General features: G+C 42.6%; 10 protein-coding genes and 2 pseudogenes. 5 read left to right on the forward strand and 7 right to left on the reverse strand.

Annotated elements, in window-relative coordinates; all coding sequences use genetic code 11:
* Nucleotides 1–102: 102 nt before the first annotated feature.
* From phnE to ACYRY3_RS12960, 5 genes and pseudogenes are all read right to left on the reverse strand, one after another.
* Nucleotides 103–897, reverse strand: a complete 795-nt coding sequence (gene phnE / locus ACYRY3_RS12940) for a phosphonate ABC transporter, permease protein PhnE (protein ID WP_460202067.1) — start codon at nt 895–897, stop codon at nt 103–105.
* Nucleotides 898–983: 86 nt separating this feature from the next.
* Nucleotides 984–1,712 carry a phosphonate ABC transporter ATP-binding protein gene (locus ACYRY3_RS12945; RefSeq protein ID WP_460202068.1) on the reverse strand — a complete coding sequence of 243 codons (729 nt, stop codon included), beginning with the start codon at nt 1,710–1,712 and terminating at the stop codon, nt 984–986.
* A gap of 80 nt (nt 1,713–1,792) precedes the next feature.
* On the reverse strand, nt 1,793–2,767 hold the full coding sequence (locus tag ACYRY3_RS12950) for a phosphate/phosphite/phosphonate ABC transporter substrate-binding protein (protein WP_460202069.1): 975 nt from the start codon (nt 2,765–2,767) through the stop codon (nt 1,793–1,795).
* Between the two features lie 534 nt (nt 2,768–3,301).
* Nucleotides 3,302–3,812, reverse strand: a pseudogene (locus ACYRY3_RS12955) (RidA family protein); the annotation flags it as partial.
* A gap of 59 nt (nt 3,813–3,871) precedes the next feature.
* A pseudogene (locus ACYRY3_RS12960) lies at nt 3,872–4,234 on the reverse strand (NUDIX domain-containing protein); the annotation flags it as partial.
* Between ACYRY3_RS12960 and ACYRY3_RS12965 the strand changes: the two are divergent.
* From ACYRY3_RS12965 to ACYRY3_RS12980, 4 genes are all read left to right on the forward strand, one after another.
* Entirely contained in the window at nt 4,233–7,271 is a 3,039-nt protein-coding gene (locus ACYRY3_RS12965) for a hybrid sensor histidine kinase/response regulator (RefSeq protein ID WP_460202070.1), read from the forward strand. The pseudogene ACYRY3_RS12960 and the gene ACYRY3_RS12965 overlap by 2 nt on opposite strands.
* 657 nt (nt 7,272–7,928) lie before the next feature.
* Nucleotides 7,929–8,126 (forward strand): element excision factor XisH family protein, encoded by a 198-nt coding sequence (locus ACYRY3_RS12970; RefSeq protein WP_460202071.1) that lies wholly within the window; start codon nt 7,929–7,931, stop codon nt 8,124–8,126.
* 50 nt (nt 8,127–8,176) lie between these two features.
* Entirely contained in the window at nt 8,177–8,368 is a 192-nt protein-coding gene (locus tag ACYRY3_RS12975; protein ID WP_460202072.1) for an element excision factor XisI family protein, read from the forward strand.
* 310 nt (nt 8,369–8,678) lie between these two features.
* Nucleotides 8,679–9,470, forward strand: coding sequence for a sialate O-acetylesterase (locus ACYRY3_RS12980; RefSeq protein ID WP_460202073.1), 792 nt, complete (start codon nt 8,679–8,681; stop codon nt 9,468–9,470).
* A gap of 203 nt (nt 9,471–9,673) precedes the next feature.
* Here the strand turns inward: ACYRY3_RS12980 and ACYRY3_RS12985 are convergent, their stop codons facing one another.
* Nucleotides 9,674–10,219: a DoxX family protein gene (locus ACYRY3_RS12985; protein WP_460202074.1), complete on the reverse strand. Its 546-nt coding sequence runs from the start codon at nt 10,217–10,219 to the stop codon at nt 9,674–9,676.
* Between the two features lie 587 nt (nt 10,220–10,806).
* On the opposite strand from ACYRY3_RS12985, the gene ACYRY3_RS12990 reads away from it, so the two are divergent.
* Nucleotides 10,807–13,644, forward strand: coding sequence for a methyl-accepting chemotaxis protein (locus ACYRY3_RS12990; protein ID WP_460202075.1), 2,838 nt, complete (start codon nt 10,807–10,809; stop codon nt 13,642–13,644).
* Here the strand turns inward: ACYRY3_RS12990 and dnaX are convergent.
* Nucleotides 13,545–15,173 (reverse strand): DNA polymerase III subunit gamma/tau, encoded by a 1,629-nt coding sequence (gene dnaX / locus ACYRY3_RS12995; protein ID WP_460202076.1) that lies wholly within the window; start codon nt 15,171–15,173, stop codon nt 13,545–13,547. The two genes, ACYRY3_RS12990 and dnaX, sit on opposite strands and share 100 nt — an antisense overlap.
* Between the last annotated feature and the right edge of the window lie 259 nt (nt 15,174–15,432).

Raw genomic sequence — 15,432 nt, forward strand, 5'->3', positions numbered from 1 at the left:
TGAAATCTAAGTTGATAGATACTTGCCCTTAAATTGCTTGATGAATTTTACTTCATACTTTATACTTTTGTAATTTATACTTTATACTTCATCCTTCATACTTTACATTGAATCTAACCGCTGACGTAGCTTGCTACTTAAAGCATCAATCACCGTAACAACAACTGATAATATCAAAATCATCGTAGTAGCTTTGGTGTACTCAAACCCATCAATATAACTCTTCAATTCAAAACCAAAACCACCTGCGCCGACTGCGCCAAGAACTGATGCTGCCCGAATGTTATACTCGAACATCCACAAAGTGTAACCCAATATCAAAGGCAGCACTTGAGGTAATATACCGTACTGAACAATTTGCAAGCTAGATGCACCAGCAACTTGTAAAGATTCTATAGAACGGGGATCGACCGCTTCAATCGCTTGTTGATAAAATTTTGCTAGATAGCCAATAGTGTAAATGCCTAAAGCTAAAGTTCCTGCAACTGGACCCAGCCCGGTTGCGGCTACAAATAACAATCCAAGAATAATCGAAGGAACAGAACGAACGGCATTTTGCAGAAAATTAGCCAGCCATTGCAGCCAGAGAGGGGCTATATTACGAGCGCTAGCAATAGCAATCGGTAGAGACAGCAATGCTCCAATCGTGGTTCCCAAAACAGACATTTGTACAGTTTCTACCAGTGCTTTAGCTGTTTTTTGCAGAATATCCCAACTAGTATTTGGGGGAAACAACCGCGAAATAAAGTCAATAATGTGGAACCAGCTATCCTTTAAGAGTTGAAAATCTACTTTCAGACCTTGCAACGCCCAACCATAAACCGTAACAACAATAAGCAGAATGAGTAGGCGACTCACCCAAGAAAAGCGTTTCCAAAGACGAAAAAGATTTTTCATACAATTTACTATTGAGGCTAAATACTGAGGATTGGGAATGAAAAATTAAACCCAGTTCCCCTGTTTTCGCCCCCGGTTTTCTAAATTTAGTAAGCAAATTGGGCTTGCAGGTTTTTGTCACAACACCCGTCATAAATCACGCGTCCAGCATCCAGAATAATCGCTCGTTGTGCGTACTCTGCGGCTATTCCTAAATCGTGCAAAACTGTGACAATTGTCATACCGTGTTGAGAGTGGAGTTGAGCTAAAGTTTCCATCACCTGTTTGGATGCTATTATGTCCAAGCCCGTAATGGGTTCATCAGCAAGGAGAATCTCTGGGGATTGAATTAATGCACGGGCTATTGCTACCCGTTGCTGCTGTCCTCCACTGAGATTACCAGTTTTCTGATAAGCGTGCTCACTCAAACCTAACCGCTCTAACAATTCTAAAGCTTGACGGCGATCGCTTTTAGGAAATCCAAACAGTGTTTGCCAAGTTGTCCTGACACCAAAGCGCCCGCACAAAACATTTTCGATGGCTGGTAACTGACGAATCAACCCGCCGCCCTGAAATAACATCCCAACATTACGTCGAATTTCAGGAAGGGTGCGTCCGTTCATTGGCATGCCATTCACCTGAATCGATCCCCTTACCAATGGAACTAACCCGACAAGCGATCGCAACAGGGTAGACTTACCTGCACCGTTTAGACCTAACAAAACGACAAATTCACCTCGATTAATCTCACAATTAATCTGATTTAAAATCGGACGGTTCAAAGCCTTGGAATAAGCTGTCTCTACGTCCTGACACTGAATTACTGGATGAGTCATAAGTAGGTCGGGACAAATTAACGTCACTGGTAAGGGTCGTCCTCAGCCATTTGTTATTGGTCACAAAGGACAAATGACTATTATGGATCTACTCCAGCATTCTTAAGGGCTTCACGAACTGGCCCCAAATGAGTATTATGGTCAACTTTTACCAGTTCTGTGGAGTTGTAAAGGTTTTTCAGCAGCTGGTTGTTTTGCGGCTGATTGAGCTTGAGCATAGCGTTGATAATCTTTTCACGTGTAGGTGCGGGAACATCATCATCAATAGCTACACCGTGTGCTGGAACTCCAGAGATTTTATAAAGAACCCGTAATTGATTTTTTTCAGCTGCTGTAATGTATGGTGGGTTCAAAGCATATTCTGATACTGCAGCGACATCTGCTTGACCGCGTAAAACTGCTTGCAATGCCTTGCTGTAATTACCACCATAGCTTACTTGACCGAAGAAACTGTCAAGGCGATCGCGATTTTTTACTAGTTCTTGCTTAACCAACTCACTTGTGGGGAAAATAAACCCCGAACCTGAAGTCGGCGAGGTAAACGCCATTCTCTTACCGCGCAGTTGTTCCAAAGTTGCTTTACCGGAATTCAAAGTTTTAAGGGCGCTGGCTTTGGGAACCACAAACACTGAGTTATATGTATATTTTCCAGAATAAGTGGGGCGTACCTCAGCAAGATACAAGCGAGAATTTGCTAATTGTTCGGCTTTCAAAGCTGGACGGCTGCTTAAGAAAGCGACATCAGCTTTGTTTGCTCTCAAAGCTTCCACAGCTGCAGTATCATCACCTACTTGAGCTTGAACCGGCATTCCTAATTCTTTGGACAAAAATGCTGCCACTGCATTAGCTTTATTTTGCAAGTCGGTAGAATCAGACCTGCTCGGAAAAATAATTGTTAAAGATTTTTGTTCCCCTTGGGCGAGTAAAGTTGCTTGCTTGTGACCGGGTTTTGAATTAGCGACTGCTTGTAAACTACCAAAGCTACCTGCAACTAGACCAGTCAGAGCTAGGAAGGCTGCACTAGCTCCTAGCAAACTCTTCTGCCTCACACTCATTTGCCGCTCTCCGTTAAAAAACTTTCTTATTAATTTTGCAATTCTATCTCAATAAGATGCTTATTAAGAAAGACTAGTATTAAAATTCAAGCTTTTTTATTAAAAAGTCAATAAAAACTTCTGATGCAAGTCTTCAAGTATTTGACTATTCAAGCATCTTGACTAAAGAACTTTTTTATGGATTAAACCTGATAATAATTTTCAATAAATCATGATATCATGAGGTGTTGCCCAAACACCCAGACACAGATGTAGACGTAGGGCGGGCACCACCTACCACCAGCTAACCGTAGACGTAGGGTGGGCGCTGCCCACCACTAGCTAACCGTGGACAGAGACATTGGAAGGGCTATGCCGCACAGCAGTTCACAAAAATTGGTAATTTGAGAACGGAAAAGAAGTAACTCAATAGGAATTGCTATCAGCACCAGTTAATGGTGGGCAGTGCCCACCCTAAAACTACAACAATTGGTAACTTTTGATGAAAGTGCTACAAAAATTAGTAACTTTACCACTATTTTTAGTGAAACAACTTTAAATTACCGCAATACATTCAATCTCTACCAAAACATCCTTAGGCAAACGCGATACTTCAACACAAGCACGGGCTGGGGCTGAGTCTTCCGAGAAATACTTGGAATAAACCGCGTTCATTGCACCGAAATTATTGAGATCGGATAGAAATACAGTAGTTTTCACCACGTTTTGGAAAGTAGCACCTGCTGCTGTCAGAATGGCTTCAATATTCGCCATCACCTGCTCGGTCTGCTTTGCCACATCATCAGTATAAAGAACATCACCCAGTCTGGGATCGATTGGAATTTGCCCAGCAACAAAAATCATTTGACCGGAGGCAACAATTGCTTGATTGTACGGTCCTACTGGTGCGGGTGCTTTATCAGTGCGAATTACTTGACGATTCATACGATATTACTTTTTCCGAAATATGTTCTGCGCTAACTTTCCCATCTGGCATTATCGCACCTGTTAGGTTCGCGTTTTTAAAGCTGATTCCGTAGATATTTGCTTCAGTTAAGTCAGCCTTTAAGTTGCTTGCCCTCCCCTATTCTTTCTTCGCGCCCTTTGCGTCTTAGCGGTTCAAACCTAACCTAACCTCGGACGTATCCCATAATGCCGATAACGCCAATAATCACGCAGAATCTTATCGTGGTCAAAACATAAGTCTTTAGGTATTTCCCAAGGCTCAAAAATCCCTATACCCTTAGCATCATCCCCCGCTAGGGGTTCACCAGTTGCCGTTGCCAAAAACACAACACTGAGAGTGTGCTTGCGAGGATCGCGACTGGGATCGGAATAAACGTGAAATTGCTCGACCAACTCCACTTGCACGCCCGTCTCTTCTAAAGCCTCGCGTTGCGCCGCATTTTCAACAGATTCACCGTAATCTACAAAACCACCGGGGATAGCCCAACCTAAAGGTGGATTGTGTCGCTCAGAAATCCAGATGCAGTTTCTGGAGGAAGCGAATGATTATCTCAATACCCTGGAAGGGGTATTGTTAGAACTGAACGGAAGCAATCGCATTTCTCCAGAAAAAATTAATGCTGCACTTAGGGCTGCCCATTCCATTAAAGGCGGCGCAGGGATGATGGGATTTCGGTCTCTAAGTGATTTAGCTCACCGTTTAGAAGATTCATTTAAAGTTTTAAAAACTAGGAAAAACTCCTTAGAGATTGATACGGAGTTGCAAAGTTTGCTGTTAACAGCAGTAGATTGGCTGCGCCAGATAGTGGAATTGCTATCACAAGGCGGTGAGGTAGACGAGCAATGGTTGGGTACCTTCTGTTACCCAGTCTTTGATGAGTTGCACCAACGCTTGGGAGACCCAACTCCTGAAGATGCCGCAACCATGCTGTCTCCAGAAGATGGGCAAGACATCATACCTTTGCTATTTGAAACGGAAGTGGAAGGGTGTTTGCAGCGCCTTGAATCCGTTCTGGCAGATAGCGAACAGCCCTGTCTGAAAGAAGAAGTTGCTATCATGGCAGCGGAATTGGGCGGGTTGGGGGAAATGCTTCAACTGCAGGCATTTTCTCAACTGTGTATGTCAATAGCAAATTACGTGGAAGTGGCTGAGCCCCCACAGGTGGAAACAGTGGCTCGTGCAGCATTGGAAGCATGGCGGCGATCGCAAGCTTTGGTGCTGACAAACCAACTGGAAAACCTGCCCACAGAATTACACCTTGATGACATGGCAGTTGAAACAGCAGCCCATGCCCCAACAGAACTGCTCGCAGTAGAACCAGTCCCAACGAACGAACTAGAAACAGAATCTATAGAAGCAGGAATTCTGCAACCAGAAGAAACTGAAGAATCATGGCTGGATCGAGAAATCATTGCAGCCGATTTTGAAGCGTTGGAAGCAGCTTTTGCTGAAGAAATTAACGCTCCAGTTGAAGAACCAGAACCAGCTACAGTACCTTCTAGAGAAATTCCTACACCAAATTACAAATTTACCGAACGCAAAGCCGAACAAACTGTTGGTAGCAGTAAGAGCGAAACTCAGGAAAACACAGTCCGAGTTCCCAGCAGGCAACTAGAGCAAATTAACGATTTATTTGGAGAACTCATTATTCAGCGCAACGGGATGAATTTGCAACTCGAAAGGTTACGCAAACTCATTCGCAGTCTTAACCAACGAGTACAAATCCTGGAGCGAGAAAACCAACAACTCCGTACAGCCTACGATAAAATAGCAACTCAAAGTGTAGTGCCATCTGGAGTTCCATTCATAGCCTTACCACCTGCCGATACGCTAGAACAACCCCCTGCATCTTCGGATGATAACGACCAAGCAAATGGTGTGGAAGGTGGGTTTGATTCCCTAGAAATGGATAGCTATAATGAACTCAACCTGCTATCCCAGGAAGTGATGGAAACTATCGTTCAAGTGCAAGAGGTCACCACTGACATTCAACTTGGCATTGACGATACAGACCAATTTGCCCGCAAACTTACCAAAACATCCAAGCAACTGCAGAGAAAGCTCACGCAAATCAGGATGCGACCGCTATCCGATATTGTGGATCGCTTTCCCAGAGCTTTGCGCGACTTGTGCGTGGAATACGGCAAAAACGTACAGTTGAAAATTGAAGGCGCTAGCACCTTAATTGAACGCAGCATCTTGGAAGCTTTGAACGAGCCTTTGATGCACTTAGTCAGGAACGCCTTCGACCACGGTATTGAAGACCCAGCAACACGCCGTGCTTCAGGTAAACCCGAACAAGGGTTGATAGAAATTGCAGCAACCCACCAAGGGAACCGTACAATTATCACTATCCGAGATGATGGGCGCGGCATTTCCCTAGAGAAAATTCGCTCCCGTGCCATTGCGATGGGGCTAGAACCTACTTTATTGGCGCAAGCAACAGATGAAGAACTGCTATCGCTGATTTTTGAACCGGGGTTTAGTACCTCCGATCAAGTCACAACCCTCTCTGGTCGTGGCGTGGGCATGGATGTTGTGCGTAACAACCTCAAATTAGTCCGGGGCGATGTTAAAGTTGATACTAACCTGGGAATGGGAACCACATTTACCCTGTCAGTACCATTCACCCTCTCAGTAGCACGAGTTCTGCTGGTAGAAACCAATCGCATGCTTTTGGCATTCCCCACAGATGTGGTATCCGAGATATTCCTGCTTAATGAAGAGCATATCTTCCCAATGGCTACCAGCGAAGTCCTGAATTGGCAGGGTACCATGCTTCCCTTGGTTCGCTTGGGTCGTCACCTGGAGTTTAATTGTCCCCGATACGATAATCCAACCCTAGAAACTCCCCCTGCAATCAACGCTTCCAGCATTCTCATTGTCAGTCAGGGCAATCAGCCAGTCGCCGTGCAAGTGGATAGGTGTTGGGGTGAGCAAGAAGTCGCTATCCGTCGGGTAGAAGGAAATATTCCTTTACCCAGTGGTTTCAGCAACTGTACGATTTTGGGTGATGGTCGGGTCGTACCCTTAGTAAATGCCAGCGAAATGCTCTATTGGATTGCTACCAATGAGCGGGTACCCAGAACTTCACAACTTCCATCAGCCAAGTTAAAGACTGTTTTCCTTGCACCAACCGATGACAAACAAGCAGCGCTTCCCGGTCATCACAAAGGCACAATTTTGATTGTGGATGACTCAATTAATGTCCGGCGCTTCCTAGCATTAACTCTTGAAAAGGGAGGATATCAAGTTGAACAAGCCAAAGATGGTCAAGATGCTTTGGAAAAACTTCAAAGTGGTTTGAAGGTTCAGGCTGTGATTTGCGATATTGAAATGCCTCGCATTGATGGTTATGGTTTCTTGGGTCGTGTTAAATCAAATACCGACTTTAAAGATATACCAATCGCCATGCTTACCTCTCGCAGTAGCGATAAACATCGCCAACTTGCAATGCAATTGGGTGCGCGAGCTTATTTCTCTAAACCTTACAACGAGCAAGAATTGTTGCGAACTTTAGATGACATTATCTTTCCTTTCGCAGGGGCAGCGAAATGAAAGGATAAAGGATAAAGGGTAAAGGATGAAAAATTGGTTGATAGATACACGCAAACCCCTCAATTTATTGATGGGGTTTACGGCTTGCTGAATTTTGCAGTTGACATAATTTATTGAAGAAATCTTGGAAAAGATCCAGTTATTCTGTGAGCGAAAGAAATTTCTATCCTACCGAATATTTCTGATTTTTATTTTTAATAATCACCTTTTACACAGCTTGCGATCGCAGGCTTTTTTTATTATGCGAATCAACCCAACATTACCAAAATTTGACAAGCGCCTTTAAATAAACCGCGAAGACGCTCACGTAGGTTGGGTTGAGGCACGAAACCCAACATTACCAAAATCTTTAAATAAACCGCGAAGACGCAAAGAACACGAAGAAAGTAGGGTGGGCACTGCCCACCGTGCCACCATTGTGCGGCAGCTTACGACAGTCTTCACAGTTTTAGCCAATGCAAAATGCGTGCGATCGCTATTTTGGTAATTGCTGATTCTTGTGCCATATCCTTATCGGGGGAAGGTTCTTTGGCTTGCACTCAACCCAACCTACAACTCTCGTTAACAAAACAGTGTTGTTTTACAGACCCCTCTACTTACTCTTTGCACTGGGGTCTCATTATGTTTGGCAATGCGATCGCATTTTTGTGATAAGGAATGAAAATTGCTGTGAAAATTAAAAGTTTCCTCGGTCCTTCTAAGATTTCAGAGTTCTATAAAGCACTAGGGCAATTTATTGCATATCGAGCAGCTTTACGAGTACAAGAATCAGAGCGGGTTTTGTATCTAGCTGTATCGAGTGATATTTATGAGCGTTTCTTTACTAATCCATTTATTCAAGACCTTGTTGGATAAAACCAACTTTACTTACTGACATACAATATTGATTTGGAGGTAATTGAGCGATGGCTACCGTCGATGAATACCGTCGATACATCCAACACTTGTTAAGCGAACATGCGAAACTGACTTGGGATAATCGCATCCAAGCACAAACTATTTTTGACACCGAACGAGACCACTACCAACTCGTTTATGTTGGTTGGCGGGGATCGAAGCGACTCTATGGTACTGTCCTTCACCTTGACAATCATTAATAACATCACTGTAAATGTGGATAGCAGTGGTAATGCGACTGCTGAAGGGAATGGAGACCGATTGAGTAAGCAGTTGAAGAACGCAATTGTTTCGACTATTATTACTGAACGTAGACCAGGCGGAAGCTTGTATAACGTTTAATCCCTTTTTGTTGCTCGGAACCATCGCTTAGATGGTTTCCCTCCCTCTCCCTTCTCAATGCGGCACTCAAGCCCAAATTGTAGATATTCTTCGGGCGACAATTTTCTAAACCCCTCCCACCCCAGTAAGCGACTGGCTTCAATATATTTTTACTAATTTAATAGGAATATGGTATCTATTCGTCAAATTGATTTTACCAAAATCTCAGATATAGGTTTTGACATCTATTTATTGATAGGTCAGTCAAACGCTCAAGGTTGGGGCAATACATTAGATGCCAACTTTGATTTTACCAGCGATCGCATTTATCAATATCCTAGCTCTGGAACATATCTAAATAAAATAATTCAAGCAAAAGAACCTTTGTTTCATAGTGAACAAATGTCAAACCAGATTGGTTTTTGTATGTCTTTCGCCAGAGAAGTATTATTAGTTACGCCAAACTATAGAAAAATTCTTGTAGTTCCGTGTGCTGTGGCAGGCACAGGGTTCTCTGATAATAGATGGAATCCTGGAAACGATTTGTATAATTTTGCAGTACAACAATGTAACGCAGCTAAAGCTTTAAATTCTAATAATAGGTTAAAAGCTATATTATGGCATCAAGGCGAGCAAGATGTAGAAATGACCAAAACGGCTTATTCTGCTGCTTTAGATGCAATGATTACATCTTTAAGAAATGCATTGAATGCTGACACAGTTCCGTTTATATTAGGTGAATTAGTAAGGGAATGGGTAGGTTCAACACAAGCAAGAATTAATATTTTACAAGCAATTCAAGAAGCTCCTACTAGGTTAAGTAATGTAAAAGTTGCTTCCAGTTTAGGATTGGCAGGTAATTCAGGGGATAATGTTCATTTTTCAGCAGATAGTCAAAGAATACTGGGTCAAAGATATTTTGATAAATACTTAGACTTTCTTAATGGTGCTGTCGGTTCTAATACAGCATTTTATGTATAATGAATTACACTTGTAGGGGCGAACGGTTGTTCGCCCTTACAATTAGGTGTACCTCATGCATATAAAAACCGCTGTATCTTGAGGGCGGGCGAGGACGCCCACCCCACAAGAGTTTGTGTTTAATTCAGTTGTAGATTGCTATGTTTAGCAGTTGTTTGGAAAGTGCCTGAGTTCATTCAGTTACAGTTCCATCAAGATTGTGGCTACTTAATTGCACTACCAACTTGCTTTTGTTCTGCACTGGCTGCTTGATAAGACTTTTCCAGACGCATGATTTGTTTTGCTTGGATGGATAAGGAACTAGCATCCAGCCAGTTGGCAATCAAGGCATCAGTGGAGAACAGACCTGCACCGTTGATGGTGAAGAAGAGAAAGCAAGCCGCATAAATTGAAGATAGCTCTAGGTAAGAAAGGTTGAAGCCAGCAGCTAGGATGTGATGGTAGATGGCAACGCACATCGTCGCGAATAAACCCAAAGATGCTGGACGAGTCAGAAAACCAATTGCTAGCAGTGGTGAACCAATTAATTCGGTTAAAGCCGCTACGTAGCTAAAAAATATCGGAAACGGTAGACCAATAAACTCGACATAGGCTTGGGAAAAGCTTTCGATGTTAGCTAGTTTGTCCAAGCCGTTGTGAATCATTACGATACCAACGATAAATCGTAGGGTTGCCCAAGCTGTTTGCGACCAGAAGTTGGGGCTGACATTGGGTTTGAAGATGTTGGTCAGAAAGGCTGTAGTCGTCATGCTTTCAGCTTTGCTATGAGTTATTTTAGGATTGCATATTAAAATAATTAACATTTATATTAATTTATGTAAATAATCTTAATTTACAAATACAGTATTTTTTTAGAAATGCACTGGTCTTGTGTCCCCAAACTTACCTGGATTGCATGCAAGGGAGAGGCGCTAGATTCCCGCCTGTTTACCAATGCAAAGATTCAGTGTCAGTGAAAACCCCTGTATAAGCAGAAACTACTAGATACTTTTTCCGTATTTATATCGTGGCAGAATTTATAGAAAATATATTTATTATTGTGAAGCTAAGTAGGTCGGCAGAATTAAATATGACTGTGTTGTCTGTCATTATTCATTAGTTATTTGTCCTTTGGTCAAGACAAATGAATAATGGCTGAGGACTACTCTCACCGCTTAACTGGGTTTGTACTGATTTGCTAGGTGTAAATTAATGCAAAAATAATTTGTTTTTTGTCTTCATAAGGTCTTCATAATTTCTTGTAAAAATTCCTATTTGGTTAGGTAAGGTTTATCCGTTGCCTAAATAAATATGATTTTTTGTATTTTTGCATTTACCAAATCGAGGTGTTTTGTTTATGCTTAATAAATTTAATAGTAATAACAAAGTTGTGATTTCAGGCTTACAGAATTCTAAATCTAAATCTCAGGTCAAAAAGTCACAATTAGTTCAATTTAATGAGCAAAAAAACAAAGCATCTTTAATACAAAACTTTTATAATTTACCTATTAGTAGCAAACAGTTGATTGGTCTCATAAGCTGTGAGTTAGTATCTGTTGTGGGAATAGGTGTTGGCGGTATACTAATTCTTAATCAAGGGCTGCAAAATCAATTATTAGAACAAGTTAAGTCGGAATTGGCGGTTACAAACAATAATTACGAGACTCAAATCAATCAAATTAGTTCTATATTTCAAGAAAAGGCAATCGATTCTGGAATTATTAATGCTGCGATCGCTCATAACTCCGGTCAAATCTTAAGTACCAGTTTAAAAAATAATGTCAAAAAGACTCTGGAACACGAAGCCCAAAATAGAAAAATTGAGTATGCAACGTTAGTTGGGAAAGATTTTAAGATTATTGCCAATGCTAACAATGACCGCCAAGGTGAGATTTTCAACCCCGATAACCTGGTAAGTGAGGCAATTGAAAAATCTCAAGAAATTAAAGCCACTAGCGTCATCACATGGTCGGAATTAAACCAAGAGTCACCTTCTTTGCCAGAAGGTTTTAAACATCAAGATGCTCTGATTAACTATACAGTCACACCTGTTAGAGATGAAAAAAACCAAACCGTTGTGGGTGCTCTCATATCAGGAGAGATTGTGAATGGAAAAGATGCGATCGCCAAACAAACTTTAGCAACTCTTGAAAGTGGTTACAGTGCTGTTTATTACCGCAAACTTAATGGAGAGTTTGCCCTTGCCACCTCATTATACCATGAGAACTTAACTCAATCCAAACAGAACCTGCCATTACCTAAAGAAGGGTTATCTTTACTGAATACAATAGTCAAGAAATCTGCAGAAAAAACAGTCACTCAACGCCTAGTTTTAGGTAATAAAGCACATGCAATAGCAGCAAAGGCTATTCCTAACAAAATTATTGAAGATGGCAATGGCAATCAAACTGTCTCTGGGGAACAACCGGTTGCTATTTTGGTTCGGGGGACTCCGGAAACTGGTTTAAATGATTTACTAAGATACAGTTGGCAAAGACAAGCGCTTGTTATTGTTGTGGGATTGCTGCTAATTTCAATTTGGACATTGATTGTTGCACGAGCAATTCTCAGACCAATAAAAAACCTACAGCAAACAGCGCAAAAATTTACTGCAGGTCAGGCTTCCTCTCGTTCTCGTGTTTTTGCAACGGATGAGGTCGGGCAATTAGCTATGAGTTTTAACTCAATGGCAGATAGTCTTACAGAACAAGCCCACCGTCAGGCAAACCAAGCAAAACTAGCATTTCAACTTAACGATATTACGACTCGCATCCGGTCCGTATTGATTCCCGATAAACTCTTGAAGACGTTAGTATCAACGACCAAAGAAGCGATACAAGCAGATAGAGTTGTTTTCTACCGTTTGGATAATCACTGGCAAGGTAAGATTGTTGCTGAGTCTGTTGATTCCTCTTGGTCACCAGCTTTAGGTACAATCGTTGCTAAACCTTACCAAGCCCAAGAAGATTTTCGAGCATATGAAATAGGGAGTGTCAAGGCAGTTGATAATGTTCAACAAGCTTCTTTGAGTCAGTCTTGCCTGGAACAACTCGAACCTTTGGGTGTCAAAGCATATCTCATCTCGCCTCTATATGTTAATAAAAAGCCATACGGTATATTAGTAGCTCATCAATGCGCCAATCCTCGCAACTGGCAAGATACAGAAATTGACTTGTTTAGACAAGTCGCAGTTCAAGCAGGCTACGCTCTAGAGCAAGCAGAACTTTTGCAACACGTACAAGGTGGCGCGATCGCTTCTTTTCAGGAACAGCAACAACAAGAAACTTTGCAAACACAACTGTCAGAACTGCTAGATAACATTGAATGTGCAGCTCGTGGTGATTTAACAGTGCGTGCTGAGGTGACTGCAGGGGAAATCGGTACCGTCGCTGACTTTTTCAACTCCATCGTTGAAAGTCTGCGGGCTATTGTGACGAAAGTCAAAGAATCGGCATTGCAGGTGAATCAGGCGATAGGGTCAAATGAGGGTGCGGTTCGTCATCTTGCTGAGGAAGCACTCGCTCAAGCCCAAGAGATCAACCGCACTCTTGATGCTGTTGATAACATGACCCGATCCATTCAAGCGGTAGCAGCAACTGCCCATCAAGCAGCCGCAGTTGCTCATAGTGCTGCAGACACTGCTAAAAAGAGTGGTGTAGCAATGGACATAACAGTACAAAACATCTTGCGCTTGCGTGAGACAGTAGGCGACACTGCTAAAAAAGTGAAACGCTTGGGAGAATCAACTCAACATATTTCCCGTGTGGTAGCTTTGATTAACCAGATTTCCATGCAAACCAACCTACTTGCTATTAATGCTGGGATTGAAGCATCCCGTGCTGGTGAAGAAGGTCAGGGTTTTGCGATCGTTGCTGAGGAAGTCGGAGAATTAGCAGTTCAGACTGTGGCTGCAACTCAAGAAATTGAACAAATTGTCGAGAATATCCAACGGGAAACAACTGACGTGGTTCAGGCGATGGAGGTAGGAACTACTCAAGTGACGGAAGGTACGTACATTGTTGAAGATGCCAAGCAAAATCTAAGCCAGATTTTGGAAATTTCGCGACAAATTGATTTATTGGTGCAGTCGATTTCTCAAGCGACAGCGTGGGAGAGGGAGGGGAGTGGGGCAGGGGCAGGTGTAATTCCAACAGTGGAAGCCGATCCTCTGCCATTTTGCTGGGCTGTTGGTTGAACAGTGATATTCGCCGAGGGTAACAGCCCCAATAATGTCACCTCCAACCACAGGCGTGGCTGGGTGGTGTTTTTCAGCTGCACTTCAGTACTACGCAAGAGTTGCTGACCTGCCAAAATTGTTCCTATCTCAAACTTTTGGGCAAAACCAATCAGGGAATCCCAAGTCTGAGGGGTACAAGCAACTAAATCGTTGCGGCTTGGCGCTGTTTTTGCTATCAGCAAATCGCGGTAGAAGCCAGCAAGATTTTGGAGAATAATTAACGGTTCCCGACCTCTATCTAGGATTTGACGGGTATAATCTAAAACAGCTTCGGGGTTGTTAGAGGTAATAGCACCTAGTAAATACAGCAAGTCTCTTTCGCTAACTGAACCGACCAAATCCCAAACGCGGTCTGGCGTGATTTCACTAGATAACAAACTTAACTGGTCGAGGAGACTTTCCGCATCCCGCAGCCCTCCCTGAGAAACTTGAGCTATTAACGTTATGGCTTCGAGGGTAATGCTGATGTTTTCTTTGTAGGCGATATGGTTCAAATGCTTTTCCATCGCCTCTAAATTTATTCTGCGAAAATCAAACCTCTGACACCGGGAAATGATGGTTGGCAATACCCGTTGCGGGTCGGTTGTGGCTAGGACAAAGACAACGTGTTTCGGTGGTTCTTCGAGGGTCTTAAGTAACGAATTGAACGCAGCATTGCTAAGCATGTGACAGTTATGTACTAACAGCCCATTAGCTATAAAGTTATGGTTGTCCGCCACTTCTATGTCATACACTCGTTCTACTCCACCGAGGTGAACAGATTCGACCGTTTTCACATTTGTAGTCCATTGCTGGAATGGAATACTCTTTACACTTACATTTACAGGGGATAGTATCCTCATTCCTGCTTTTATGTCTCTTGCTGGTATCCATCCTCGGTCAGTCCTAATTAAATGATTGCCAGTACATCTAATTTCACGATTCGTCGTTTTTAGAACCAGTGTTTGGCGTTCACCCCGATTTAACCACCTGAGAACTTTTTTGAATTGCCATTCTCCTGTGCAGTCGTTATAACTGAGAACCCGCTTTCCCTTAATGTTGGGGTTATCAATTCTGACAAGACCTTCGCTAGTGACAACCAGCGAATCCCCAGTTAAACACTCGTCTATAACGTAGACCTTATAACGGCACTGAACTGGAGCGAATTGTGCCTTTTCTATAATGTCTCTGACATTTTCGACACCAGTGTTGCTGGCAGCGTCGATTTCAATAACGTCTAAGGAGTATCCTTTGGTGATGCCTTGGCAAACACCACATACGCCACAGGGTTCGGATGTGGGTTTGTCGCTGTTGAGACAATTGAGAGATTTTGCCAGAATACGGGCGCTGGAAGTTTTTCCAGTTCCTCTAGGCCCAGTGAACAGGTAGGCTGGGGCAATTTTAGCTGCACGAATAGCATTGGTAAGGGTGGTGGCTATTGCTTCTTGCCCTACCAATTCAGCAAAACTCTTTGGGCGGTACTTATGGTGCAGCGGTTCGTAGGACATGGATTTGCGATTTCTATGTCTTTATTTTTTCTGAGACGAGTAACACCCAATTGAATTTGGGAGTCGCTAATTCGGTAGAAGCCTCACTCTACCTCACATTAAAGGGGGTAGGTGTGTGGAGCCGTCACAACATTTTAAATGTATAAACTGAAGTTAGGAAGTAAAAGTTTTACTTATATAAGTACAAATATACCATAGGAGGGAAAGAGCGAAAAGAAAAGACGTGTAAATATTTTTAGTTTAAGAAGAGTTAATATTC

Source organism: Scytonema sp. NUACC21 (assembly GCF_054684315.1).